At 40.6% G+C, this 25,933-nt stretch carries 22 protein-coding genes and 1 pseudogene; 12 read left to right on the forward strand and 11 right to left on the reverse strand.

The window, feature by feature from the left end; all coding sequences use genetic code 11:
- The first annotated feature begins 11 nt into the window (after positions 1-11).
- The 9 genes from NDQ71_RS01050 (at position 12) to adk (ending at position 9,830) form a co-directional block, all read left to right on the forward strand.
- Complete coding sequence (locus NDQ71_RS01050; RefSeq protein WP_301562106.1) at positions 12-2,144, forward strand: hypothetical protein; 2,133 nt, start codon at positions 12-14, stop codon at positions 2,142-2,144.
- A 3-nt stretch (positions 2,145-2,147) separates the two neighbouring features.
- Positions 2,148-3,107, forward strand: a complete 960-nt coding sequence (locus tag NDQ71_RS01055) for a hypothetical protein (protein WP_301562107.1) — start codon at positions 2,148-2,150, stop codon at positions 3,105-3,107.
- Positions 3,100-3,741, forward strand: a complete 642-nt coding sequence (locus tag NDQ71_RS01060) for a hypothetical protein (RefSeq protein WP_301562108.1) — start codon at positions 3,100-3,102, stop codon at positions 3,739-3,741. The genes NDQ71_RS01055 and NDQ71_RS01060 overlap by 8 nt, the downstream gene beginning before the upstream one ends.
- On the forward strand, positions 3,738-5,468 hold the full coding sequence (locus tag NDQ71_RS01065; protein ID WP_301562109.1) for a hypothetical protein: 1,731 nt from the start codon (positions 3,738-3,740) through the stop codon (positions 5,466-5,468). Before NDQ71_RS01060 ends, NDQ71_RS01065 begins: the two co-directional genes overlap by 4 nt.
- A complete protein-coding gene (locus NDQ71_RS01070; RefSeq protein WP_301562110.1) occupies positions 5,461-5,685 on the forward strand; it encodes a hypothetical protein in 225 nt (74 codons plus the stop codon). The genes NDQ71_RS01065 and NDQ71_RS01070 overlap by 8 nt, the downstream gene beginning before the upstream one ends.
- Positions 5,686-5,716: 31 nt before the next feature.
- Positions 5,717-6,115, forward strand: a complete 399-nt coding sequence (locus NDQ71_RS01075) for a hypothetical protein (RefSeq protein WP_301562111.1) — start codon at positions 5,717-5,719, stop codon at positions 6,113-6,115.
- Between the two features lie 129 nt (positions 6,116-6,244).
- Positions 6,245-6,958 (forward strand): RluA family pseudouridine synthase, encoded by a 714-nt coding sequence (locus NDQ71_RS01080; RefSeq protein WP_301562112.1) that lies wholly within the window; start codon positions 6,245-6,247, stop codon positions 6,956-6,958.
- A gap of 135 nt (positions 6,959-7,093) precedes the next feature.
- A complete protein-coding gene (gene htpG, locus NDQ71_RS01085) occupies positions 7,094-9,007 on the forward strand; it encodes a molecular chaperone HtpG (protein WP_283710880.1) in 1,914 nt (637 codons plus the stop codon).
- A gap of 178 nt (positions 9,008-9,185) precedes the next feature.
- A complete protein-coding gene (adk, locus tag NDQ71_RS01090) occupies positions 9,186-9,830 on the forward strand; it encodes an adenylate kinase (RefSeq protein ID WP_016709192.1) in 645 nt (214 codons plus the stop codon).
- A 71-nt stretch (positions 9,831-9,901) separates the two neighbouring features.
- On the opposite strand, the gene tpx is transcribed toward adk, so the two are convergent.
- On the reverse strand, positions 9,902-10,483 hold the full coding sequence (tpx, locus tag NDQ71_RS01095; protein ID WP_192542662.1) for a thiol peroxidase: 582 nt from the start codon (positions 10,481-10,483) through the stop codon (positions 9,902-9,904).
- A 205-nt stretch (positions 10,484-10,688) separates the two neighbouring features.
- On the opposite strand from tpx, the gene NDQ71_RS01100 reads away from it, so the two are divergent.
- The gene (locus NDQ71_RS01100; protein WP_301562113.1) at positions 10,689-11,693 is read left to right on the forward strand and encodes a response regulator; all 1,005 of its coding nucleotides are present in this window, start codon (positions 10,689-10,691) and stop codon (positions 11,691-11,693) included.
- Positions 11,694-11,697: 4 nt separating this feature from the next.
- Positions 11,698-12,669: a diguanylate cyclase gene (locus NDQ71_RS01105; RefSeq protein ID WP_192542660.1), complete on the forward strand. Its 972-nt coding sequence runs from the start codon at positions 11,698-11,700 to the stop codon at positions 12,667-12,669.
- Between the two features lie 56 nt (positions 12,670-12,725).
- On the opposite strand, the gene NDQ71_RS01110 is transcribed toward NDQ71_RS01105, so the two are convergent.
- The 4 genes from NDQ71_RS01110 to NDQ71_RS01125 all read right to left on the reverse strand — a co-directional run bounded on the left by NDQ71_RS01110 (position 12,726) and on the right by NDQ71_RS01125 (position 18,261).
- Positions 12,726-14,240 (reverse strand): SpoVR family protein, encoded by a 1,515-nt coding sequence (locus NDQ71_RS01110; protein ID WP_192542659.1) that lies wholly within the window; start codon positions 14,238-14,240, stop codon positions 12,726-12,728.
- Between the two features lie 21 nt (positions 14,241-14,261).
- Positions 14,262-15,548, reverse strand: a complete 1,287-nt coding sequence (locus NDQ71_RS01115; RefSeq protein ID WP_192542658.1) for a YeaH/YhbH family protein — start codon at positions 15,546-15,548, stop codon at positions 14,262-14,264.
- 30 nt (positions 15,549-15,578) lie between these two features.
- Positions 15,579-17,501, reverse strand: a complete 1,923-nt coding sequence (locus NDQ71_RS01120; RefSeq protein WP_192542657.1) for a PrkA family serine protein kinase — start codon at positions 17,499-17,501, stop codon at positions 15,579-15,581.
- Positions 17,502-17,679: 178 nt separating this feature from the next.
- Positions 17,680-18,261 carry a Fe-Mn family superoxide dismutase gene (locus NDQ71_RS01125; RefSeq protein WP_192542656.1) on the reverse strand — a complete coding sequence of 194 codons (582 nt, stop codon included), beginning with the start codon at positions 18,259-18,261 and terminating at the stop codon, positions 17,680-17,682.
- A 276-nt stretch (positions 18,262-18,537) separates the two neighbouring features.
- Here NDQ71_RS01125 and NDQ71_RS01130 point away from each other — a divergent pair, with 276 nt between their 5' ends.
- On the forward strand, positions 18,538-18,876 hold the full coding sequence (locus NDQ71_RS01130) for a Grx4 family monothiol glutaredoxin (protein WP_064665960.1): 339 nt from the start codon (positions 18,538-18,540) through the stop codon (positions 18,874-18,876).
- A 71-nt stretch (positions 18,877-18,947) separates the two neighbouring features.
- On the opposite strand, the gene NDQ71_RS01135 is transcribed toward NDQ71_RS01130, so the two are convergent.
- The 6 genes and pseudogenes from NDQ71_RS01135 to NDQ71_RS01160 all read right to left on the reverse strand — a co-directional run bounded on the left by NDQ71_RS01135 (position 18,948) and on the right by NDQ71_RS01160 (position 25,237).
- Positions 18,948-20,258: a PAS domain-containing sensor histidine kinase gene (locus NDQ71_RS01135; protein ID WP_225736721.1), complete on the reverse strand. Its 1,311-nt coding sequence runs from the start codon at positions 20,256-20,258 to the stop codon at positions 18,948-18,950.
- On the reverse strand, positions 20,258-20,719 hold the full coding sequence (locus NDQ71_RS01140) for a response regulator (RefSeq protein WP_192542655.1): 462 nt from the start codon (positions 20,717-20,719) through the stop codon (positions 20,258-20,260). The genes NDQ71_RS01135 and NDQ71_RS01140 overlap by 1 nt, the downstream gene beginning before the upstream one ends.
- Positions 20,720-20,811: 92 nt before the next feature.
- Positions 20,812-22,020, reverse strand: a complete 1,209-nt coding sequence (locus tag NDQ71_RS01145; RefSeq protein ID WP_192542654.1) for an ABC transporter permease — start codon at positions 22,018-22,020, stop codon at positions 20,812-20,814.
- A gap of 11 nt (positions 22,021-22,031) precedes the next feature.
- A complete protein-coding gene (locus tag NDQ71_RS01150; RefSeq protein WP_192542653.1) occupies positions 22,032-23,345 on the reverse strand; it encodes an ABC transporter permease in 1,314 nt (437 codons plus the stop codon).
- A 3-nt stretch (positions 23,346-23,348) separates the two neighbouring features.
- Positions 23,349-23,918: pseudogene (locus NDQ71_RS01155) on the reverse strand (ABC transporter ATP-binding protein); the annotation flags it as partial.
- A 65-nt stretch (positions 23,919-23,983) separates the two neighbouring features.
- Positions 23,984-25,237: an efflux RND transporter periplasmic adaptor subunit gene (locus NDQ71_RS01160; protein ID WP_192542652.1), complete on the reverse strand. Its 1,254-nt coding sequence runs from the start codon at positions 25,235-25,237 to the stop codon at positions 23,984-23,986.
- Between the last annotated feature and the right edge of the window lie 696 nt (positions 25,238-25,933).

Here is a 25,933-nt window from a genome sequence, read left to right on the forward strand (position 1 = left end):
AGGAATAAACAATGCTTAGAACCGATTTAAAAATATTTAAACCACAGCGTATTGGCAACGAGCCACACGCTGGCGGCCACCGCACCAGTAACGCGATTGTTAGCGGTAAACTTAACGATGTGTTTAGCTCAATCAGTGACATTGACCATGCCCGATCATCATTTGATCTCGTCAAATTATATCCTGCGCTTAGCACAGACGATTCAAGCCGCTTGCAAGACGCTCACCTGTTTTTAAGCGACCAACCTGACGATCCGCTTGTAAATGTGTTACTCGTTGAGGCTCAAGACCTAAAAGACACCGATACAGTGGCTGAAATGCTGCCGTATTTGTCATTGGCTAGCACAAAGTATCACGGTACTAGCTTATTAACTGCACCAGTAGATGCACAGGGCCAAGAGCTTCGAGTCGAGTCTGCAAGTCGCTCTTTAACACCGAGTATTCAAACGATTACTCAAGCATTAAATTTAAGCCCTGATAGTGAAGTTGGATTTAGAAGCACTCGGGTGCTTAGTTACGGTGATATAACAGAAATAAACATTGAAGTACCTGATTTATTGATTGAGTCCCCGGTATTTAATGCTAGCTATCAAAGCTATAAGTTTACCACCGAATTGTATTTTCCACCGTGGGGTGCAGCCTATGAACGTCAAGTATATAAAGTTGTCACTATTGATTTAAAGCAGTCAGATCTAACTATTACTGGGAATACTATTTCAGTTACGCTTCCTAGATCTTCAGCAGTAACAAAAGACCAATATTTTACCCTGAATTATTTTAGTAAAGACGACTTTAGGTTTCATTCTTTCACTAGCAGCCCAACAATAACGTTAGCAGCGGGTGAGAGTGTTCTACCCGGTTATTGTCGTCTTAAAAAAGCAGGTGAATCGTCTATTTACAAAGCCGATGCGCAAGGTCGTTTTATTGCAAATGGCTACGTATTTGCAACTATTGACTATGAAACTGGTGTAATTACAGATATAGATGGCGCTGACTTCAACGGCTCTGTTGAAGATAACCTTGGTGCTACAATCATCAAAGGTGATAGAAAAACCCGTTCTAAACAGTGGCAATTACCAAACAGCTCGTTTGCTAGAGACTCGCTTTATATCACTTATACAACAACGGATGGCACAACATTCAGTGCATCAAGTGATTTGAGCGGCGCTATAAGTGGCACGAATGCGACTGGTGAAGTGAGCGCAACGGGTTACGTTGATATAACGTTTACGGTTGATGTTCGCCCTGATTCAATTCGTTACGATTACAACGAAGTTTCTCAAGTGACTGTACCCGCACCAGAGGGCGGTTTTGATACATCAAAATTACCGGGCGGTGGCACGGTAGCAATTTTCCATACGTTTAACCCAGTCAGTGTGCAAAACCGCGAGCGCACAGCTGCTGCAACTCTTTCAAGCGGCCAAACGATTACCGTTTTATCTGATGCTGATTTTATCGACATTGTAGACAGCACCGGTGCAAGTTGCTGGTCTGTAACTGATGATAACTACAGCTACGATGCTGCAACGGGTGATATAACTATCAACGCGGGAATAAGCGCATTTTCACCGCCGTTTATTATCACTGCAATTCAGTCAGAGCTTGCACTGATAGATGCAATCGACAGCAACACATTAAGCCTGTTAACGCCGCTAAACCGCGCTTACCCAGCTGGCTCTACAGTTAGCAGCGTACAGGTTTTGGGTGACTTTCAAGCTCAAACTAAAGACGAGCGCACACTCGCGGCATGGCAAAACAACTTTGGTGATTTTGGCGCAGCAGCATCAAGCGCAATCAACACCACTCAATACCCAATTGAACTCACTAACATAGGTGCAATAGCACAGCGCTGGGCAGTCGTGTTTACATCAACTACGGCTTATAACGTGATCGGAGAATCAGTCGGCAACATTTACAGCGGCGACACGCTAAACGACTGTTCGCCGATTAATAGCTTTGCAGGCGCGCCGTATTTCATATTACGTAAAGAAGCGTTCGGCGCAGGCTTAAACCCCGGTGAAGCGTTCTTGTTTGAAACATTAGCCGCAAGTAAGCCAACCATGGTTACGCGCTCAGTATCACCCGGTCACTCTGAAATAGTGCGTGACAATTCAACTTTATCATTTCGTGGAAATAAGGATTAAATTATGGCTCAAACACCAAGCGTTTATAGATGGGATGACGAAGGCGCACCACAGGCGGGTGATTGCACGTTTAGCGAATTAGTTAATATTATAGATAAGTGCTTAGTCACTGGCTACGGTGATAAACCGCCATTAGGATGGGTAAAAGAGTTAAATGATCCGGTGGCTTGTTCTTACAAAAATCTCGGCTCAGGTCATTCTGTTGTGTTTAGCAGTTCAACAGGATTAGACGATGCTGTAGGTGTGCGCGTTCAATCCGCACGCAATGTAATTGACGCTGATAATTTAGAAAATAGAGGTTGGAAACAGGCTTTTACAGTATTTAAAGATAAAAATATAGCGTGGGTAATTTTAGGAACAGATAAAGCATTCTATTGTTTTTTTTGTTATCAAGGTAGCTATAAAATGCCCACTTGGGTTTATCAAACCGGTTTTTTTGTAGGCGACCTATCTAACGCCATATCAGGTGATGATGCTAAATTTATAGCAGTTTGCTCATTTATCAGTGAAAACTTTAATTACATTGTAAACCCCACTGACGCATGGGGTACAAATATTCAGCATTTAAATTTCAACACAACCTCCCCATATAAGGCGTTAAAAATTTATGATACAGATGGCTCATTAGAGCATGGCCTCTATTACCCGCATAAACTATCATTCATAGACCAAAAACCAACGCCAACACTAAGCGTAATTCCGTCCAATACATTAGAAAAGATTTATCTTTTTCATCAGGATTACGCAACAGCATTAGATAGAGAGTCAAAACCAATAATAGAAAGCTATACACGCCCAGCGGTAAGAGGACATTTTCCGGGGCTTTATAGCACGTTAGTTGGGCATCCAGAAAATATGATATGGCCAGCAACGGTAAACTATGGCGACAACTATCTTTTGTTAAAGCATGTTAACAATTGTGCAAATCGTATGGTTATAAATTTAGAGGTGTGGGATGACTAATTTATTTGTAGGTGATTTTTCACCATATGGTTTTATTTTTTATGATGGAAGTGGCACCGGGTATACAGAAGATCCCGGTTCAAAAACCAGCTTACCAATTGAAGTTACACCAGGGCGTTTATATAAATTTCACCCCGTTGGAGGTTCTTCTTCACGCTGCCGTTGTGTTGAAATACTAAATAACGGAGCACGAAGAGATTATCAGGAATACCCAGATGGTAACTGGACTGAACGTGATTATTCACCGTCTCAAGATGTTTCAGCGATACAAATATATTATAAAAGGCCATCGGATACAGCAACGGGCCTTAACTTTATTGATGTAACAATTGATAGTTTTACTGCTGAAAACATAATTCAAACGACTACTGTAAAAACAGGTTTAACGGCAACGCCTGCGTCTAAGTTAAACATAGATTTAGATCCCGATGCCGAACGCCTAATTATTCTTGATAGAGAGAGCGCTAAACGTCTTTATTACTGCAAAGTAAGCGCACCCTTTATTGAAATTATACTGCCTGCAAAATATGGCGTTGACCCATTACTAACCTGCATAATTCTTGATGATAACCTAGCTTATACAGGCGCTATTTTAGATGGAGTAATTGCAGAAATAACAGACTTATCACAATGATTGAAATTAGGTTTCAACAACGTTACTCGCAAGAAATAACGACATCACCAATCAAACTTAGTTTTACCGTTGATGTTGTTGAACCAGTATTAACACCTATCGGTATTGATTTTGTAGCTAGCTGGGTAACTACCGAAGTAATACAAACAGAAGTTAACAACGTTTGGTCTTCAATAAACATTACTAATACTGTAGTTATGCAATGGCTTCATGGTGATACAAATAAACAGGAATTTACATCATTATGGTCTATCAGCTTGCCAGTAGTTAATGATGTGTTGTTGTCATTTAAAACGAACACCAAAATAGAACATAATGAAGCGAGTTCAGATTGGCTAACGAAACTACTTAGAGAAAGCCAGACTACTTCAACATATTGGCTCACATTTTTGGATAGTGAGTTACAAGAAACCTCTCTACACTGGAATTACAGGACAATAATAGAAGCAAAGCATCCCTTTAAATGGTCATCAAACCCAAATTTGAACACCCAACAACTTGTAATACATTACGGCGAAACAGACAAGCAATACATTTGTTACTGGCGAAATCATCCGTTTAAGGGCTATGTAAATTTAGAGTTCACAGCGCCAGCAACGGTGCAAAACGGGCGTCTAGTCATGCGCTTTAACAACCCCGATAAAGTCTGTTACTGGGGCCTACCGGGCGGCTTAGTGCGCGGTGATGATGACGTACCAACCATTGACCGCAAAATCCCCATAGAACCCCAGCTAAGGAATACATACATCATGCAGCCAACCATTAATTGTGTGCGTGTTTCAGATGATTTAAAAATACTAATCAACAGCGTTAATTACTCAATATCTCGCGGCCAATTTAGCGCAACAGCTAATATTAAATTTTGCTCACGCATCGACTTTGAGCGCGCCCTGGGCCACGAACTTAAAATCTCGTTAAATGGCTATGACTTTTATGTCATTTGTGAGCAGCCAAGCACTAGCAACCGCTTTGCTAATCAAAGCTACAGCGCAAGTTGTCGCAGTCGTTTTGCGTTACTATCTAACCCTTACGCTCGCGCTACAAACTACGCCAACCCAACTGCAAAAACCTTAGCGGGGATCATGTCTGACATACTTGTTAATACAGGCTGGTCACTCGACAATAAAATGATCGATTATCCAATCCCTATAGGCGCGTTTACTTATACAAATTTAACCCCAGCTGCGGCACTGTTAAGTGTGGCTAAGTCAGTCGGCGCAATACTCGATATTAACGACGCAACTAAAACTGTCTCAGTAGTCCCAGCATGGCCCGTAATGCCGTGGGACACAGCCAATGCAATTTGTGATGTGATCCTTAACGATTCAATCATACTTGAGCACAGCACTAGCCAAACCATCAACCAAGAGCATAACGCAGTATTTGTACGAGGTGAGCAGCAAGGCGTAGCGTGTAAAATCAAGCGTGCGGGTACGCTTGGCGATCAGTTTGCTAATGATGTTGTAGACACGCTAATCACCCACAATCAAGCAGCACGCCAACGCGGAACGTGTGAGCTGGCTAACAGCGGTAACAAGCAAAACACTACAATCAGAACCAAGCTTTTAGACGACTTGCCACCAATCCGCCCAGGTATGTTAGTTGGCATCACTTACACAGATTCAGTATTTAAAGCGACCTGCGACAGCATGACAATTAACGCCAGTATCAGCGACCAAGGCGCTATTACAGTTAGCCAAACCATACAGGTGATCAGCAATGTCTAACACACTAAACAGGCTCGGCTCAGTACTTGACAAAACCCAACGCACAATAGCAACAATCGTCACAGTTAACACAAACGGCACAACGCTAGTCGAATACAGCGACAGCAGCAAAAGCATTGTGCTAGGTGATAGTGTTCAAACTGGTGCGGTATACGTAGAGAATGGCAGAATTGTTGGTTCAGCACCAACATTGCCATATACTGAAATTGAAGTTTAAATAGAGTATGGATAATTATTAAGGTAAATCTATGAGTGATTTAGAAGTAAGAATATTGATTGCATTGGTGTCATTACTAATTGGTGTAATAGTCGGACATTTTCTCGCTCTCGGCCGAGATATCAGAAGTGAATATAACACAGCAATTACACCTTTGAGGGATAAACTAATAAAAGAAGAAAATGTAAGTGAATCACTAATTAAAGATTTAGAAGTGAACCTTGGATCACAAAGCAAAAAGATAGCCTCTGTCTATACAAATGATTACAAACCTGCAATTGAAAAAGCTAATAAAATGTATTTAGTTAATGATGCTGGGTATATGTGTGTACCTGAAGAGAAGGAAGAAGAGCATGACCTTCTTTTAAAAGAAGCCAATACAAAACTTCTAAATGCAGCAAAACGTAAGCTTTGGTTAAACTACTTTTAAAATACTTAAAATTACGTTTTTCGCAGTTATCGCGCGAAGCGCGGGAAATTTTCGCGCGGCGCATCACTCATCGCTAAATTCTAGCGCTAATTATTTTGGTTTATGTACTAAATCACAGTAAGGAATTAAATGTCTGATTGTAGCTCTAAGTCTAAGCTTATTGTTGATGACTTTATTGCATCGGTTTGCTATGAATATGTGGAAATTTTATATCAAGACGATGATATTTTATTGATCAATAAACCCAGTGGTTTATTGAGCTTATATGGTAAAAACCCAGCTAACTGGGATTCCGTGCATTATCGCCTAGTGCATGGGCAGCCAGGAATTACAGCTGCATTCCCAAGCGCTAAATTGCCGCATCGGTTAGATTATGGTACTTCAGGTATTATGATTGTAGGCCTTAACCCTGAATCAACTAAGCAGCTTAATAAGCAATTTCAAGCTGGGACAATTAAAAAGCACTATATAGCCATGTTGGATGGCTGGTTATTAAATGACGCAGGCCAAATAAACGCTGCCATAGCCAAAGATAAATTACTCTTCCCATTAGTAAAAATTTGTAATGAGACGGGGAAACCCGCAGTCAGTGACTACATCGTATTACAGCGCTTAACATCACCGCAGCGAACGTTAGTGCAATTTACTCCTGTGACGGGGCGTACACACCAACTACGTATTCACAGTCACAGCATTGGGCACCCAATTATTGGCTGTGATCTGTATAAAAACCAACATAGCCAACAACTGGCTGAGCGCTTACAATTACATGCCAGCGATCTGTTTTTTGTACACCCTCGAAGCTCCAAGCAAACGCACCTACATTGCCCACAGCCATTTTGATCGTAAGAATAGATGACCTAACTTTCATGCTTCTCCCCCTATAGCTTACTTTTTTGCCCATTTGACTTGAAGTTAACGAACTGCACCCCATATTAAGTGCATAACGCAGACACTTTGCAAATTGGAGATATATAAATGACTGCAGCACAAAAAGAAACATTAGGCTTTCAAACAGAAGTTAAACAACTATTAAACTTAATGATTCACTCACTTTATTCTAATAAAGAAATCTTCTTACGTGAGCTTGTGTCAAATGCCTCTGACGCGGCTGATAAGTTACGCTTTTTAGCACTGTCAAATGGTGATCTATACCAAGGTGACGCAGACTTACGCGTACGTATCAGTGCCGATAAAGAAAAAAATACCGTGACTATTTCAGATAACGGTATTGGTATGACTCGCGATGAAGTGATCAGCTCGCTAGGGACGATTGCTAAATCAGGTACGGCTGAGTTTTTCAAAAACTTAACTGGCGACCAAAGCAAAGACTCGCAACTAATTGGTCAATTCGGTGTTGGTTTTTACTCTGCATTTATCGTTGCAGATCTTGTGACTGTTCGTACCCGCAAAGCTGGTGAAGAAAAAGGCGTTGAATGGCAATCACAGGGTGAGGGCGAATACACGCTAGAAGAAATTGAAAAAGCAGGCCGTGGGACTGAAATCACTTTACACCTTCGTGAAGATGAAAAAGAATTTGCTGATGAGTGGCGCCTACGTAGTATTGTCACTAAATACTCAGATCATATTTCTACACCAGTACAAATGTACAAAGCAGAAGTACCAGAGTCTGAAGGTGAAGATGGCGAAAAAATTCCAGCTGTCCCTGGAGAATGGGAAAGTATTAACCGCGCTACGGCACTGTGGACGCGTGATAAATCAGAGCTATCTGATGACGAATATAAAGAGTTTTACAAGCATGTAAGCCATGATTGGGAAGATCCACTGAGCTGGGCTCACAATAAAGTTGAAGGTAAAACTGAATACACTAGCTTACTTTATATCCCTAAAAAAGCACCATTTGATTTATGGAATCGCGATCGTCAAAGTGGCTTAAAGCTTTATGTACAACGCGTATTTGTAATGGATGACGCTGAGCAATTTATGCCTAGCTACTTACGTTTTGTGAAGGGTTTACTTGATTCAAACGATTTACCGCTAAATGTATCGCGTGAAATCTTACAAGATAACAAAGTTACACAAGCAATCCGTAAGGGCTGTACGTCACGTACTTTAAAATTACTTGAGCGTATGGCAAAAAATAAAGCCGACGATTACCAAGTATTTTGGAATGAATTTGGTCAAGTGATCAAAGAAGGTCCAGCTGAAGATGCCGCAAACAAAGAAGCGATTGCTAAGTTATTGCGTTTCTCTTCAACTCATACAGATGAAGAAGCACAAAACGTTTCATTAGAACAATATGTTGAGCGTATGAACGAAGGGCAAGACGCAATTTACTACGTTGTTGCTGACTCATTCACTGCAGCGAAAAGCTCTCCACATTTAGAGATCTTCCGTAAGAAAGGTATCGAAGTATTATTGATGAGCGACCGTGTTGATGAGTGGATGATGAGCCACTTAACCGAGTTTGCTGAAAAACCATTTAAGTCAATTACCCGTGGTGACCTAGACTTAGGTAACTTAGATGATGAAGAGACTAAAAAAGCGCAAGAAGAGTCTGAAAAAGAAGTTGCAGGCTTAGTTGAGCGCATCAAAACAGCACTGGGCGATAGCGTTAAAGATGTTCGCTTTACACATCGTTTGACTGATTCACCAGCTTGTGTTGTTGCTGATGACAACGATATGAGCTCACAAATGCAAAAGCTAATGGAGTCAGTCGGTCAAGCTGCTCCTGAAGCAAAACCAATTTTTGAGCTTAACCCTGAGCACCAACTTGTTAAGCATTTAAATGTTGAACAAGACGAAGACAAATTTGCACAGTGGTCACATGTACTGCTTGATCAAGCCTTGCTTGCAGAGCGTGGTACATTAAAAGATCCAGCTGGTTTTGTGACTCGTCTAAATAAATTAATGTTAGATTTGAGCAAGTAGTTGCCCAAAACGTAACATTTTAATAAAAAGGGGACCTTGGTTCCCTTTTTTATGATTGAGACTAATCAATTGGTATAAGTTGCTTGAGTATCGCAGGCGCTTATGGAAGAATTCAGGCTTTATAATAAATCATACTGATACGCTTTTCGTAAAATCAGTATCAAACGAGGACAATGATATGCGCATTATTCTTTTGGGCGCGCCGGGTGCAGGTAAAGGCACTCAAGCTCAGTTTTTGATGGACAAGTACGGTATTCCACAGATCTCTACCGGTGATATGTTACGTGCAGCAATTAAAGAAGGCACGCCACTGGGTCTTGAAGCAAAAAAAGTAATGGATGCAGGTCAGTTAATTTCTGATGACATCATCATTGGCCTTGTTAAAGAGCGTATAACTAAAGCGGATTGTGAGAAAGGTTTTTTACTAGATGGTTTCCCTCGTACCATTCCACAAGCTGATGCAATGAAAGAAAATGGCGTAGTGGTTGATCACGTTATTGAATTTGATGTAGCCGATGAGATCATTGTTGATCGCATGGGTGGACGTCGCGTTCATCCAGGCTCTGGTCGTGTATACCATGTTGTATATAACCCGCCAAAAGTGGAAGGTAAAGACGATGTAACTGGTGAAGATTTAATTATCCGCGCCGATGATACTGAAGAAACAGTACGTAAGCGTTTAGGTATTTATCATGAGCAAACTATGCCATTGGTTGATTATTACCAAGCTGAAGCAAAAGCCGGTAACACGCAATATCATAAACTAGATGGTACCCAAGCTGTTGAAGCTGTTAATCAGCAACTTGCTGAATTATTAGGTTAATAATTCAATTAATAAAAAAACCGCCGATTGGCGGTTTTTTTATTATTGTAATTTACTCATTAGGTAATAAATTACAATGCGCTTAATGCACTCAATACTGGGTCATATTTTGGTTCTGTTGATAAATCAGCGACTAACTGTTTATAAACAACTTTATGACTTGCATCTAATACAAATACGGCACGAGTAAGTAGTCCCATATCTTTAATTATCAAGCCATAATTTTGACCAAAGTCACGCCATACTGAATCAGATAATGCAGTAATTTTATCTATGTTCTCGGCTTTACAAAAACGCTTTTGTGCAAACGGTAAGTCAGCACTAATGGTGAGCATGGCTACATTTGGAAATTGCGATGCGACCTTTTCGTTAAAATGTTTGGTTTGAATACTACACACACCCGTATCTAGGCTTGGCACAACGCTGATTAAAATAGCCTTGCCTTGATAATCCGCTAATGTGATTGGTGTAAATGAACCATCAACCACTTTGAAATCAGGCGCTTTATCGCCAAGTTTTACACCTTGCCCTAATAAAGTGATTGGTTTTGATTGTGCTGATACTTTACCAGCATCTAGCGTGTTTTCGGTCATATCGACTGCAAAGGCCATAGAGCAAAAGGCGCTTAAAGCAAAAGTGAGTGAACGAAGCATAAGGTATTTCCTTTAGAGTTAACGCAATTAGTCTGAGTGTATTATAATCACCTAAGTACACCAAGCGTTTAGTTCAATTTAAAATTGTAATACATGGTTACATTGATTAACATGAAGCAATGATACTGTTTGTACCTTACTAATAAAAATAAAAGCACATTGGCCACGGTATTTATTACCCAATGTAAGCGATCAGAGAGACACTATGCCAACATCGGTTCTAATTTGTGATGATTCTAAACTTGCGCGCCGTCAGTTAGCTCGTTCATTACCCGATGATTGGGATATTAAAGTTGAGTTTGCTGAAGATGGCGTACATTGTCTTGAGCAAATTAAAGCGTTAAGCCCGGAAATATTATTCCTCGATTTAAATATGCCGCAAATGGATGGCTACGAAGTGCTGCAAGCAATTCAAAAACAAGATTTAAATGTATTAACTGTGGTGGTCTCGGGCGATATTCAGCCAAATGCTCATCAACGCGTTATAGAACTTGGCGCGATAGACTTTATTCAAAAACCCTGTGATTCGCAAAAGCTTGCAGATATTATCGAACATCATGGCATTAAAGATAAAGCCATGCGTGAACGGTTATCACACCGTTTAGGGGAGCAAGTTGACCCAGATGTGAGAGACATCTATCAAGAGCTAACCAATGTTGCTATGGGTCAGGCAGGGGACTTACTTGCCCGTTTACTGAATGTATTTGTAGAGTTGCCCATTCCGAATGTTAATATTCTTGAAGTAAACGAATTAGATATGGCCCTGCGTTCAATTGACGCTAATGCGTCTACTTCTGGCGTGTGCCAAGGTTTTATTGGCGGCGGTGTTTCCGGTGAAGCGTTGTTATTACTTAATGATTCAAGCTTTAAAGAAATCGCGTCCTTGATGAATTATCAAGGGGAGCTCAATAAGAAAATTGAGCTGGAGCTATTAATGGATATTAGTAATATCTTGATTGGTGCAATTTTAACCGGTTTATCACGTCAATTAGATATGACCTTTAGTCAGGGTCACCCAGTCGTGCTAGGGCAACACTGTGATGTAGCTGATTTAGTGAAGGCGAATAAATCACGCTGGCAACGTACCTTAGCCATAGAAATTAGCTATGGTATTGAAAATCACAATATAAATTGTGATTTAATGCTGTTGTTTACTGAAGATTCACTAAAAACTTTGAAATACAAAGTTGCTTACCTACTAGAAGACTAACATTATGCCTGCTGCTGATTTTAATATGAATGAAATCCATTGGTTAATGGATATGTTTAACACCGTTGATATTGGTTTGGTGGTATTAGATAGAGATTATAAAGTGTGTATTTGGAATGGCTTTATGGAAAACCATTCAGGTATGCTACCCAGTGCAGTGAAAGATAAAGACTTGTTTGATTTGTTTCCTTCAATAGACGAAAAATGGTTTCGCAGTAAATCTGAGTCAGTGTTTATTTTGAAAAACCGCTCATTTACGATTTGGGAGCAACAGCCGTATATTTTCCGGTTTAAAAACTACCGACCAATTACCGGTAAAGCGGACCATATGTATCAAAATGCAACGTTTATTCCGCTGTCAAATACAATGGGTGAAGTTGGCCATATTTGTATCATAATCTATGACGTCACTGACGTTGCGGTTAATAAAAAAGAGCTTGAAGAAGTCAATCGTCAATTGGAGCAAATGAGTCAAACGGATGCGTTGACACAATTAGCTAATCGCGGTCATTGGGAAAACACGCTTCGCCAAGAGTTTTTGCGGATCAAACGAAGTGCTGGGTGTAGTACTTTATTGATGTTTGATATCGATCACTTTAAAAAAGTGAATGATAAATACGGCCATCGCTGTGGTGATGAAGCACTTCGCAACATTGCAGATTTATTGCGTAAAACATTACGTGAAACTGATATTGCGGGGCGCTATGGTGGTGAAGAATTTGCTGTTACTTTATTGGACACGGACCGCGAAGGTGCTGAAATATTTGCAGAGCGGTTACGTAGCTTAATTGAAAATTCCTCTATTTATTTTGATGAACAGCAAATTAAAATGACAGTTAGCATTGGCTTTGCTTGTTTTCAAGATAGTTTTGAGCGCCATGAAAAATGGATTGAAGCGGCGGATAAAGCACTTTATTTTTCAAAAGAAAATGGCAGAAACTGCATTACTGCCTATCAAGACTTAAACATATCTTAAGACAAAAATGACGCGAATAGCGCCATTTTCTGTTTATTACCTCGAACAATTTATCGCTACAGCGTAGTATGACGAGAATCGTCCGATGGGCATTGTCCAAGTGTGGTCATTTCACCAGCGCTGGATTCTTGCTCTAGCTTTACTTTAAAACCCCACAGCCTGTATAAGTGTTTTAATACTTCATCATGAGACTTAGCCAGCGGAATATTTTGATGTGGGACGTAGCGTAAGGTTAAAGAGCGATCACCTCTAATATCAACATCATAAACTTGGATGTTGGGTTCCCGGTTGCTGAGGTTATATTGTGCTGAGAGTGCGTTTCGTACTGCGTGATAGCCGCTTTCATCGTGAATGGCACCGACTTGCAAGTTTGGGTCTTTTTCGTGATCAATAATAGTAAAAAGCTTAAAATCACGGATCAATTTGGGTGATAAAAATTGGCTAATAAAGCTCTCATCTTTAAAGTTTTCCATCGCAAAATGTAAGGTATCCAGCCAATTACTGCCTGCATAATCAGGAAACCATTGTTTATCTTCTTCAGTGGGATTTTCGCAGATACGACGAATATCCACCATCATATTAAAGCCTAGCGCATACGGGTTAATACCAGAATAATAGTTACTATTATAAGGGGGTTGATACACCACATTGGTATGACTTTGTAAAAACTCTAACATAAAGGAATCAGTGAGTTTTCCTTCATCGTATAAGTGGTTCAAAATTGTATAGTGCCAAAAGGTTGCCCAACCTTCATTCATCACCTGAGTTTGTTTTTGTGGATAAAAATACTGTGAAATTTTCCGTACAATGCGGATCACTTCTCGCTGCCATGATTCAAGCAATGGCGCATTTTTTTCAATAAAGTACAAAATATTCTCTTGTGGTTCAGAGGGAAAATGCCGCTCACGTTTTTTTGTTTCTTGCTGGTGTGATGGGATCGTGCGCCAGAGCTCATTTACTTGTGATTGCAAGTAATCTTCGCGCTCTTGTTGGCGTTTTTGTTCTTCAAATAAAGAAATTTGTTGTGGGCGTTTATAACGATCAACCCCATAATTCATCAGCGCGTGGCATGAATCTAATAAATTTTCGACCTCTTCAATGCCATACTTCTCTTCACAACGGGCAATATAGTTTTTAGCAAACAGTAAGTAATCAATAATTGAGCCAGCATCTGTCCAAGTTTTAAATAAATAATTTCCTTTAAAAAATGAGTTATGCCCGTAGCATGCATGCGCCATTACTAATGCTTGCATGGGCAGGGTGTTTTCTTCCATTAAATAGGCAATACAGGGATCTGAATTAATCACAATCTCATACGCTAACCCCATTTGCCCGCGTTTGTAGTTTTGCTCTGTTTGAATAAATTTTTTACCATATGACCAATGACTGTAACCAATTGGCATGCCAACGCTGGAATAGGCATCCATCATTTGCTCTGCGGTGATCACTTCTATTTGATTGACGTAGGTATCAAGACGATAATGTTCAGCCACACGGGCTATTTCATCTTGGTATTGTTGTAATAACTCAAATGTCCAATCAGGCCCATCACTCATTCGTTTATCGGTCATATAAATACCTCACTGTTCAGCCTAGGCTGCACCTTGGTGTTGACGACTCTTCTTAAATAGCTCTCGGAAAATAGGGTAAATATCTTCAGCAGTACGAATATGTTGAATAGCAAAATTGTCATGGCTTTGACAAATAGCTTGATACTCACGCCACAGGCTCTGATGAGCCCGCGTAGTGATCTCAATATAGGCATAATAACGCACGTCTTTTAACAGCTTATTACGCAAAATCTCACCACACTGTGGTGAGTCATCAGCCCAATTATCACCATCTGATGCCTGCGCCGCATAGACATTCCATTCGCCTGCATGGTAACGCTCTGAGATGATCTCATTCATTAATTTAAGCGCACTAGAGACAATGGTTCCGCCGGTTTCTTGAGAATAGAAAAACTCTTGCTCATCTACTTCTTTGGCTTGGGTGTGATGGCGGATATACACCACTTCAATGTCTTTATAACTACGGGTTAAAAACTGATAGAGCAATATATAAAAGCGTTTCGCCATATCTTTGGTTGCCTGATCCATCGAGCCCGACACATCCATAATACAAAACATCACAGCTTTACTGGTTGGGTGTGGTTGCTTTTCGTAATTACGAAAACGCAGATCATAATTATCAATAAAGGGCACTGTGCCAATACGCTTCTGTAATGCCGCAATTTCTTGCTCAAGTAATGCAATTGCCGCGATATCGGGTTTTTCCTCTGCCATTAATATGCAAAGCTGTGCTTCAAGCTCTGCTAATTGCCGTTTTTTACCCGCGGTCATTGCTACGCGTCTTGCCAGTGAGCCTTGTAAAGAGCGTACTATGTCAATGTTGCTGGGCATACCATCGCTACAAAATCCAGCGCGATGAGTTTTCATTTGTACGAGTTTATCCAGCTGGTTTTGTTGCAGGTTAGGCAGCTCTAAATCTTCAAACAATAAATCTAAATACTCATCTTTTGAAATTGAAAAGACAAAATCGTCTTCGCCTTCGCCAGAATCACTCGCTTCGCCTTCACCCGCGCCACCACTGCCTTGACCACCTTGCGGACGTTGTATTTTATCACCAGTTGAAAATTGATCATTACCCGGGTGTATTTGTTCTCTATCGCCTCCTTTACCTTGGTGAAAAGTCGGCTCACTGATATCCCGTTGTGGAATTGAAATACTTTCTCCACTACTGGTATCAGTGACGCTGCGTTTATTTATCGCATCGGACACCGCTTCTTTTATTTGTTTTTTATAGCGCCTGATAAAACGTTGACGATTTAACGTACTCTTATTCTTACCGTTCAGGCGACGGTCTATAAAATGCGCCATAAAGCCCCCTAAAATACTTCAGTTTGATTGTTATTGTGATTTACGAACTCGTAAATACCACTCAGATAACAAACGTACTTGTTTTTGGGTATAGCCTTTTTCTACCATGCGATTAACAAAGTCCTCATGTTTTTTCTGATCCTCTGCGGATGTTTTCGCATTGAATGAAATAACCGGTAAAAGCTCCTCGGTATTTGAGAACATTTTTTTCTCAATCACAGTGCGTAGTTTTTCATAGCTAGTCCACAATGGGTTTTTGCCATTATTGTGAGCGCGTGCCCGCAGCACAAAATTAACTATCTCATTACGGAAATCTTTTGGATTTGAAATGCCTGCAGGTTTTTCAATTTTCTCGAGCTCTGCATTTAAGGCTTCACGGTTAAATAACTGCCCAGTGTCAGGGTCGCGGTATTCTTGATCTTGGATCCAAAAATCAGCATAAGTGACGTAGCGGTCAAAAATGTTTTGGCCATATTCAGAATAAGACTCTAAGTACGCGGTTTGCAATTCTTTACCAATGAATTCAACATACTGCGGAATTAAATAGCCTTTTAAGTGGCTCAGATAACGTTCTTCCACGTCAGCTGAGAATTGCTCTCGCTCAATTTGTTGTTCTAACACGTAAAATAAATGTACTGGGTTAGCGGCAACCTCAAGGGTGTCAAAGTTAAATACACGGGATAAAATTTTAAATGCAAAGCGGGTAGAAAGCCCGGTCATGCCTTCATCAACACCAGCATAATCCCGATACTCTTGATACGACTTAGCTTTTGGATCAGTGTCTTTTAAGCTTTCGCCATCATACACTCGCATTTTTGAGTAGATGCTGGAATTTTCTGGCTCTTTTAACCGCGACAAAGCAGTAAATTTTGCCAATGTTTCCAATGTGCCAGGGGCACAAGGTGCATTATATAACTCACTATGCTCCAATAGTTTGTCGTAGATTTTTACTTCTTCTGATACACGTAAACAATAAGGTACTTTTACAATATAAACACGGTCTAAAAATGCTTCATTGTTTTTGTTGTTTTTAAAGGTTTGCCACTCTGATTCATTCGAATGCGCTAAAATCATACCGCTAAAGGGCAGCGCACTGATCCCTTCGGTGCCGTTATAGTTACCTTCTTGGGTTGCTGTTAGTAGTGGATGCAGCACTTTTATTGGTGCTTTAAACATTTCAACAAACTCCATTAAACCTTGATTCGCAAGGCATAATGAACCTGAGTAAGCATAAGCGTCAGCATCATTTTGCGCAAAATGTTCTAATTTACGGATATCCACTTTGCCCACTAATGCGGAAATATCTTGATTGTTTTCATCGCCAGGTTCGGTTTTCGCAATGGCAATTTGATTTAATATTGAGGGGTAGCGCTTCACGACCCTAAATTGGCTAATATCGCCATTAAACTCAGATAAGCGTTTAGTGGCCCACGGCGACATAATGGTTTTTAAATAACGGGGTTTAATGCCGTATTCTTTTTCCATTAGCTCTGCATCTTCGTTGGGATCAAACAACGAAAGTGGATGGTCATTAACTGGCGAGCCTTTAATGGAGTAAATGGGCACTTGTTGCATTAAATATTTGAGTTTTTCTGCAATCGAAGATTTACCACCGCCTACAGGCCCAAGTAAATAAAGCACTTGTTTACACTCTTCAAGGCCTTGTGCTGCATGTTTTAAGTAGGAAACGATTTGTTCAATGGCGTCTTCCATCCCGTAAAAATCATTAAAGGCGGGGTAGCGTGCAACCACTCGGTTTGAAAATAACCGACTCAAGCGGGCGTCTTTGGATGTGTCGACCATTTTTGGCTCACCGATGGCCGTTAATAGTCTTTCAGGTGCGCTGGCATAAGCCGATTTATCAGTTTTACAAATTTCTAAGAACTCAGCGATACTGTACTCTTCTTCTTGTGCCGCTTCGTATCGTGCTTGGTAATGCTCAAAAATACTCATAGAGACCTCCGAAAACCTGCTTAAACTAGGTGTTTACAAATTAAAAAAGAAGCAAAGGTTATTTAAAGCTTAGTCATGAATTTAGATTTTTGTGCAATAAAATTAAAAATTTATGTGAGAAAATAAAAAAGACGCCGAAGCGTCTTTTAAATTAAGCTTGCTCAAAACGAGCAATCAATTATGCGAAGTTAGCATTCGCGAATTCCCAGTTAACAAGCGACCAGAATGCTTTTAAGTATTCTGGACGAACGTTACGGAAATCAATGTAGTAAGCGTGTTCCCACAGATCCACAGTTAGGATAGGTGTTACACCGTCTTGAGTTAGTGGTGTTGCTGCGTTAGAAGTATTAACGATGTCTAAAGAGCCATCTGCTAATTTAACTAACCATGTCCAGCTAGAACCGAAGTTATTAACCGCTTTGTCATCAAAAGCTGCTTGGAATGCTGCAAAAGAACCCCATTTGGCATTGATAGCATCTGCAACAGCACCTGTTGCTTCGCCGCCGCCATTTGGCGCTAGGCTGTTCCAGTAGAAAGTGTGGTTCCAAATTTGTGCTGCATTGTTAAATACGCCACCTTCAGAAGAACATACGATCTCTTCAAGTGATTTACCTTCAAATTCAGTACCTGGGATCAAACCGTTAAGTTTAGTCACATAAGTATTGTGGTGTTTGCCGTGGTGAAACTCTAGCGTTTCTTGTGAAATATGTGGCTCAAGTGCGTTAATTGCATATGGTAGTGACGGTAGTTCAAATGCCATTTTTTATCTCCATCTTCTTTTGGTTGATAGTCCAAATAGTAATAGGTAATACCTGTTCAAACAGGGTAGTTGCCTATACCAAATGGGATTATAGTGTTACTATAATTGTTGAGTATTTTACTCAAGTTTTAGCAAACAGCAATGCCAAACAGCAGTGCAAGTGCAAGACTATTTCGATTGCGGCTTTATTTGCCCACTTTAAGATACATATATGAGGCTAAATGAAAATTTTTCAAGCCTTGATATGTTCAGCTATCGTCACTTTTGAGGTTGTAGATGGAAACCATTGATAAAATTAAACAGCAGATTTCTGAAAATCCAATTATCCTTTATATGAAAGGATCGCCTAAATTACCAAATTGTGGTTTTTCTTCACAAGCATCTCAAGCATTAATGTCATGCGGTGAACCGTTTGCCTATGTTGATATTTTACTAAACCCTGATATTCGAGCTGAATTACCAGCTTATGCTAATTGGCCAACTTTTCCACAACTGTGGGTTGATGGCGAATTAATTGGTGGTTGCGACATTATCATTGAAATGTTTCAACGTGGTGAATTGCAACCACTGATCACTGAAACTGCAGCTAAATATAAAGAAGCTGACGCAGAATAACGTTTAGTTTATGCTTATAGAATTAAAAAGCCGCTTGAATGCGGCTTTTTTGTGACTTTTTTAATGCAGCTTCAGAAGCGTGGCAAAATGACATGAACGTTAAGCCCGCCGTGTTTACGGTTATGTAAACTGATTTGGCCATGATGCGCTTCAACTATTTCACGGCACAATGCTAACCCTAAACCGCTACCTGTTGCTTTGGTTGAATAAAATGGGATCAACGCATTTGCCATCACTTGCTCGCTCATGCCTTTCCCCTGATCGCTGACGCTAATATGCGTGCCTTTACTATCTTGTGAAATAGTGACGTTTATAGACTTTGCTGCTGAGCCTGATTCGTTGGCATTTTTGATCAGGTTGATTAGCAACTGCTCGATTTGAGTTGGATCGGCAACGGTCTTAACATCTTTATTTATCTCAAGGGTAAAGCACCATTGGCTCTGTAGTTGTTCGAGTAAAGCAGGCCAATCAAGTGTACTGAGTTGTGGCGTTGGTAATTTAGCAAATTTACCATAACCTTGAACAAACTCATTGAGATGTTTAATACGCTCAGAAATAGTGGCGAAAACCCGCTTTAGCCTTGGTTCATTAACCTTTTCACTGAGTAACTGGCCGCTGTGCAGCATTGACGACATGGGACCGAGTGAGTTATTAAGTTCGTGACTGATGATCCGAATGACCTTTTTCCACACCTCGACCTCTTGACGGCTAAGCTCGCGGGTGAGTTGTTTAAAGACATATAAGTAATGATATTGATTATTAAGTAATAACTTACCAGTAGACAAATGCCATGCTTGAGATTCTTGCTGTTCAGTTTCTATAGAAAATAAACCATCATTGCCGCGCTTTAAAGCATTACTTAATTGTGGGTGAGCATTATTAAGCACTTGCTCAAATTGGCTGCCTTCAAGGGCTACTTTGGCATTAAAAAGATCCCGAGCACTGTAGTTACTGTAAACAATAAAGCCTTTATCATTTCTTAATAGCACCGCTTGTGGTGAGCTTTGTAGCACCTTATCAAGCATCAATTCACGCTGATAAATCCACTGTCTCTCTTGGCGTAATTGCTTTGCCGTTTGATTATACAATTGACATAACTGACCTAATTCATCATTGTGGTTATAGGCAAGTAGGGTGGCTAATTCACCATCTTTAAAATTAAGTAAGCCGGTTTCAAGTGACTTTATACCTTGTACTAAAGTGTGGCTGAGCCGAAAAGATAAATAACTGGCAAGCAGTACTGTGATCAAAGTTGTTGTTATTAGTAATGGCCAGTTTAATTGCGTCAACCAACAGATGATCCAAACCGGAATAAGTGCAGAGACGTTACATAGCAACATTATTCTCTCGGTGATGGGCAATGCGAGTTTATTACTTTGCATCAATAATCAATCTCAAATTTTTGTAAACGTCGATACAGTGCCTGACGGCTTAAGCCAAACTGACGGGCCACTTTAGCAATAACGCCTTGTTGGTCACGCATGGCATTTTCTAGCGCTAGTTTAGTGGGTTCTTGTTTAGTTGGCTGAGTATGACTGGTTAGCGATTGCAGAGCAAAATCATCAAAGGTAATGTCGCCATGAGGCTTGAGTACCGCAGCACGTTTACAGGCGTTTTCTAGCTCTCTTAATTGGTAGAACAGCGCTTTGCCTTCCTCACCTGAGGTGGTGTCATTACTAAAATTCATATCTTGAATAACCAGCGCGATACGTTGGTATTGCACTATTTGTAACGCTTCACGCTGTGTTTTTGCAGTGACAACGTGGTAGTCATGAATTTCTAACAGTAATGACAAGGCTTCTAATATGGCAGGGTTGTCATCGACAATAAGTATTTTTTCCATGTGAATTTAATCGCTGTTTATTTTTATGTAGATAAAGGTTTGTGAAAATGCTACACCGAGTAAATCAAGTGTAGCATAGGTTGGGAGCTGCTTTATATTGTTCGAGTGGCGATACTCGGTGATATGTTGGCGGCACGTTTTGCAGGGCCAAACACGGCAAGTAAGCTCATAACAAACACCATAATGGCAGTGCCTGCGATATAGCTCGGTGGCAGTGCGGCAATTGAAAAGTGCTGCATTAACAATTGCCCAAGTAATAAAGCTGCGATACAACCTAAGATTAAACCAACACCACAGATCATCGCATTTTCAACTAAAAAATAGTAAATAATAGCTGATTTTCTGGCACCTAATGCACGGCGGGTACCAATTTGCTTAGTACGTTTGCTGATATTAAATAAGGTTAAGCCAAAGATACCTAGTGCGGTGACTAATACTAAAATAGTGATGAGCACAATCAACATGCGCATCATCAGTTTATCTGCTGCAACATATTGATTTTTGAGTTCATCTAGACCTTTTATATTGTTGATCACCCGTTTGCTGTAATTTTTTAGCATCAGGTTTTCAACTTCTTTCATCACAGCATCACGTTGGTCTGGTTTGGTTCTAACCACAAATTGTGCGTAAGTTTTGCCTTGAATATAAGGGATCAGCGCCACATTATTTGGGTGACTATCTTTAAGCCAAGGGCCTTTCATTGGCGCTGTTATACCGATAACCGTTAAAGGTAAGTCACCAAAATAAATGGTTTTTCCTAGGCCATCTCCCTTTGGGAAAAGCTCATTGGCTAACGCCTCGGTAACGACAGTGACATTGGTTGTTCTATCTGTTGGCGAATTTGAAATGAGTACTTCATCTTCACTAAAATTACGCCCGGCAATCAATTTTACGCCATATGTGTCTAGGCCGTGTTCATCAATATGAAAGTAAGCGGTGCGCACACTTAGGCTTTCTTGTGGTGCTGGTTTCAAACTAAAGCTTGATGCACTGCCACTACCGGATAGGGGAATACTGCTGCTTTGTGCTGCATTTACAACCCCAGGTAGGGCTCTTAACATCGCTACGTCTAATTCAAACTGTTGGCTGGCATCAATATCTTTACCAAAGGTCATTACATTAAATTTAAACAAGTCTTGCTCAGGGTAACCCGTTTCTTGATTTAAAAAAGCGATTCGGTCCTGGATAATAAATGCCGCATTGCTAACAATGGCAGTGGTGATGGCAATTTGAATTAGTAATAATACAGCCCCGACTTTTGAGCGGCAAAGAGCATGAAATATAGGTTTGATTTCTAACATAATAAGGCTCCTTATTGGCTCTTGAGGTAAATTGCAGGATTGGTTTTACAGACTAACCAAGCAGGATAAAGTCCGGCTACGATGCAGGTTGTTATAGCAATAACAGGTGCACTGAGTAACATGGTGATATCCATGGTGGCGATTGATGAATAGTAATCATAGCTTTGACGAACAGCCCATAGACCCAATTGCGCAAGTACGATACCAACTAAGCCACCAAAACACCCGAGCATAGCCACTTCAACAAGGTGTTGTAAAAACACTTGTCGTTTACTGGCCCCGAGCGCTCGGCGCACACCCACCTCCGGTGCCCGACGCAAAAACTTCGCTAGCAATAAACCAAGGATATTAGCTAAGCACACAGCTAAAAACATAAAGCTTAAGCCGACCAATATTTTGTTGTCTTCACTAACCACATTGTTGTATTGCAGCCATTGATTAACATCACGAAGGTTATACTCGGGTTTTTCTCGGCTAAAGCGGCCGCGCTTTTTTTGCTCTTCAATGTAAGCTGTGAGGTAATTACCGTATGCCGTTTTTTGCTCAGGGGTATCAAGTTGCGCCCAAAATTGGATCCACACAATTTCCGATTGCAGTCTATCTTCGTAGCTGTTGATATTTTCATGTTTCCAACCGTTGCTATTGCCCCAGCTAGTGAGCTCTTTGGTTTTGACTAAGCTAAATGGTAAAAATAAATCTTCAGGTTGATTAAATGCACCATTATTTAAATCATAATACTTAAGGTTGAGAGGCCAGTTAGCAATGACACCGACAACTTGGTAGCTATCGTCATCCAAATAGACTAGTTTGCCAATGGAGTTTTCACCAGCAAACAACTTATCGTTCAGCTCTTTTGAAATCACCACAACAGGGGCAGCAGATTGCTCTTGTTGCTCACTCCAAACACTGCCATAAATAAATGACACATCAAACATATTAAAGAAATCTGGTGTGGTCATACGTGCTTCACCAGTAAACGGCTTTACTTTGTCTGAGTCTAAATAAACTGAAAAACCAGTGCGCATCATGGCCACCTTTTTTTCAGGAACAGCTGCATTTTGTAAATTGACTGCATCTTGATAAGTCAGCTGCATAGGCAGGTTATCATCGGTCCACCAAGTATGCCCTTCATCCATTGTTTGTAATTGCACAGCATAAAGTTGACTGCTTTTTGCAGGGATAGGGTCCGCCGACATCATGTGATAAACGCTTAAACTGGTCATGGTCACCCCAATGCCAATAGCAATGGCTAGCACCATTAACATGCTTACCAGAGGAGTGCGCTTAAAGCTACGCCAACTTAAATCGAGGTAATGTAATAGCATGGCTTAGGCTCCTGCGACATTTCTAAGATTTTGCGCGCCTTGATAAAGGGTAAAGTCGGCGAGTTGACCATCAACCACTTGAATATTGCGTGGTGCTCGCCTTGCAAGTTCGGGATCATGAGTCACCATAATGATGGTCGCGCCGTCACGATTAATTTGCTCCAGCAACTCCATCACTTGACGTGCCATTAAGCTATCCAGATTACCAGTTGGTTCATCGGCTAATAAAAAGCGGGGTTCACCGGCTAGCGCTCGGGCGATCGCTACTCGTTGCTGTTGACCACCTGATAACTGCTGCGGTAAATGCTTGGCGCGAGAAGCCAAGCCTACTTGCTCCAAGCATTGTTCAATGCGGCGTTTACGTTCACTTGCTTTAATACCTCGGTAGCGCAGTGGCACTTCAATGTTTTCATATAAGTTTAAATCAGGAATAAGGTTAAAGCCTTGGAAAATAAAGCCAATTTTTTGATTACGAACATCGGCGCGTTGATTGTCGTTGAGTTTGCCAACATCAATCCCATCAAGCAGGTATTCCCCACTGCTAAAAGGTTCTAACATACCTGCGATGTTTAGTTTACTGATATTGTTCATCTTAAGCATGAGTTGATCCTATTAACTAAGTTTTAATTTTTTCTGTTTTATCTAAGTAATAATGTGGGTGCTTGTTTAAAGTTGTCGTAACTGGATATGATCAGTTGATCACCGGGGCTGACACCTTGTAGCAATTCTATTGCGTTGATACTGCTTGCACCGGTTGTGATTTTTACCAGTTGTGCGGTGTCGCCGATGACTTTGTAAACCTGTGTACCACCTTGCTGCATGAATGCACCGCGTTTAATTTGTAAAACGTCATCACGGTTTTCTAATAAAATGCGTGCTGTTAAGCGTTGATTCTGGCGAATACCTTTGAGCTCTTCGTCAAAGCGCACTCGAGTTGTTACTTCACGATTATTTACTTCAGGTGAAATTGCCGATAACAGGCCAGTCACTTTTTTTGCGCCAAGTGTTAGCTCAACTTCCATTCCGAGTCCTAGCTCATTGGCATAGCTTTCTGGTACTTGCAGCTGCGCTTCAAAATTACTTAAATCGACCAAGGTCATTAACGGCTGACTTTGCGTAACGGCTTCTTTTTGTTGCACCAGTAAGTTACCAACAATGCCGTTGACGCTGGCTTTAATTGTTAAGTTTCTAACTTGGCGGTTTAAGTCATCCACAATCAATTGTTGGCGTGCGAGATCGCGCTCTGCAGCTTTGAGTTCAAATGCGAGAGTGTCTTTAGCAAGTTCAACTTCTTGCTGGGCGTGTTTATATGAAAGCTTGGCACGGGCAAGATCATCCACTGCTTTTTCTAAATCAATTTGGCTGATCAAGTTTTTTTCGATAGACAGCTTAGCACGACGATTTTCCCTGTCTGCCGCATTAAGCTCAACTTGGACGAGATCCAATGTTTTGGTTAAGCTTAACTTTTGTCGGCGTGCTTCTAAGTGCTTACGTTGTAATTCACCATCAAGGCGGGCTAACACCGATTGTTGCTGTTTCAGTTCATTATTGAGTTCTGGGCTATCGACTAACGCGATAATGTCACCTTTACTGACTTCATCGCCGGCTTTAACTTGTAAATCAACATAACCACGCTCAGGGCTGTAAACCTTGGGAGCATTTGCAGCAACAATTCTACCGCTGGCCGCGACATCGCGAACTAAACGGCTCAAATTAACGGTCGCAATTTGTAATGAAGCCCGATCAACGGAAATACTGCCTGGGTTACTGCCCATAAACGCTTGGGCACACAAAGCAATAATGGCCAGTGTCAGTACAACGAGGATAACGGGCTTTTTATAATTGCGCTTTGGTGTCACGCTTATATCTTGTCCGCTGGTGTCTTTAATCATAAGTGATCCTTAGCTATGTCTATTTTCGCAGTAAGTGATCATCAAGCTCACTGCAAGCACAGTGATTGGTGAAACTAAAAATAAGCTGAGAATAAACATAAGTTGTGTCCTGTAATTATCTTTTCATGTTTATTCGAATATCATGCCAATAATTAATGTCTTTACTTTCAATGGATTAATGTTTTTTATGAAAAATGAATGTGTCCGTGGACAGAATAAGTGTCCACGGACACTTATTTTTTAAAACAGCTTTCCGTCTAGGGAAAGGGATCCACTGTTAAAATAAAATTGGAGCGCGTAATTTATGCAATTATGTTCATTTTTATTGATAGTTATGCATGAGTTTGCTAATTCTCAGGGGCGATTGAAATAAGTTTGTTTGAAGTTATTACTCTAAGCCGATTGGGGATAGCGATTTATGCATACGTAAAAAGGTAATAAATAACAATAAAGATAAAATGCATACAATATAAACAGTGAATAAATATTCACTTTTTCGATGGTTTACGTTGACGTAAACTGTAAGTTGGTGGTGTGGTGTTTTTTACAACTTGTTAAATATGACACCAGTGTCATAAAAAAATAACGGGTGAATTATCGCTAAATGTTAAAAATAGACATGAAATAAAAAGATTGTGTTGTAGTGAGAAATATTCAAGAATGTGAATATGTATTCAAAGTGCTATTGACTCAATG

It is taken from the genome of Pseudoalteromonas sp. KG3, from assembly GCF_030436385.1.
Lineage (GTDB): Bacteria > Pseudomonadota > Gammaproteobacteria > Enterobacterales > Alteromonadaceae > Pseudoalteromonas > Pseudoalteromonas prydzensis.

Coding starts and splice junctions, on each gene's coding strand:
- NDQ71_RS01050 (WP_301562106.1), top strand. CDS start 12: ATGCTTAGAACCGATTTAAAAATATTTAAACCACAGCGTATTGGCAAC.
- NDQ71_RS01055 (WP_301562107.1), top strand. CDS start 2,148: ATGGCTCAAACACCAAGCGTTTATAGATGGGATGACGAAGGCGCACCA.
- NDQ71_RS01060 (WP_301562108.1), top strand. CDS start 3,100: ATGACTAATTTATTTGTAGGTGATTTTTCACCATATGGTTTTATTTTT.
- NDQ71_RS01065 (WP_301562109.1), top strand. CDS start 3,738: ATGATTGAAATTAGGTTTCAACAACGTTACTCGCAAGAAATAACGACA.
- NDQ71_RS01070 (WP_301562110.1), top strand. CDS start 5,461: ATGTCTAACACACTAAACAGGCTCGGCTCAGTACTTGACAAAACCCAA.
- NDQ71_RS01075 (WP_301562111.1), top strand. CDS start 5,717: ATGAGTGATTTAGAAGTAAGAATATTGATTGCATTGGTGTCATTACTA.
- NDQ71_RS01080 (WP_301562112.1), top strand. CDS start 6,245: ATGTCTGATTGTAGCTCTAAGTCTAAGCTTATTGTTGATGACTTTATT.
- htpG (WP_283710880.1), top strand. CDS start 7,094: ATGACTGCAGCACAAAAAGAAACATTAGGCTTTCAAACAGAAGTTAAA.
- adk (WP_016709192.1), top strand. CDS start 9,186: ATGCGCATTATTCTTTTGGGCGCGCCGGGTGCAGGTAAAGGCACTCAA.
- tpx (WP_192542662.1), bottom strand. CDS start 10,483: ATGCTTCGTTCACTCACTTTTGCTTTAAGCGCCTTTTGCTCTATGGCC.
- NDQ71_RS01100 (WP_301562113.1), top strand. CDS start 10,689: ATGCCAACATCGGTTCTAATTTGTGATGATTCTAAACTTGCGCGCCGT.
- NDQ71_RS01105 (WP_192542660.1), top strand. CDS start 11,698: ATGCCTGCTGCTGATTTTAATATGAATGAAATCCATTGGTTAATGGAT.
- NDQ71_RS01110 (WP_192542659.1), bottom strand. CDS start 14,240: ATGACCGATAAACGAATGAGTGATGGGCCTGATTGGACATTTGAGTTA.
- NDQ71_RS01115 (WP_192542658.1), bottom strand. CDS start 15,548: ATGGCGCATTTTATAGACCGTCGCCTGAACGGTAAGAATAAGAGTACG.
- NDQ71_RS01120 (WP_192542657.1), bottom strand. CDS start 17,501: ATGAGTATTTTTGAGCATTACCAAGCACGATACGAAGCGGCACAAGAA.
- NDQ71_RS01125 (WP_192542656.1), bottom strand. CDS start 18,261: ATGGCATTTGAACTACCGTCACTACCATATGCAATTAACGCACTTGAG.
- NDQ71_RS01130 (WP_064665960.1), top strand. CDS start 18,538: ATGGAAACCATTGATAAAATTAAACAGCAGATTTCTGAAAATCCAATT.
- NDQ71_RS01135 (WP_225736721.1), bottom strand. CDS start 20,258: ATGCAAAGTAATAAACTCGCATTGCCCATCACCGAGAGAATAATGTTG.
- NDQ71_RS01140 (WP_192542655.1), bottom strand. CDS start 20,719: ATGGAAAAAATACTTATTGTCGATGACAACCCTGCCATATTAGAAGCC.
- NDQ71_RS01145 (WP_192542654.1), bottom strand. CDS start 22,020: ATGTTAGAAATCAAACCTATATTTCATGCTCTTTGCCGCTCAAAAGTC.
- NDQ71_RS01150 (WP_192542653.1), bottom strand. CDS start 23,345: ATGCTATTACATTACCTCGATTTAAGTTGGCGTAGCTTTAAGCGCACT.
- NDQ71_RS01160 (WP_192542652.1), bottom strand. CDS start 25,237: ATGATTAAAGACACCAGCGGACAAGATATAAGCGTGACACCAAAGCGC.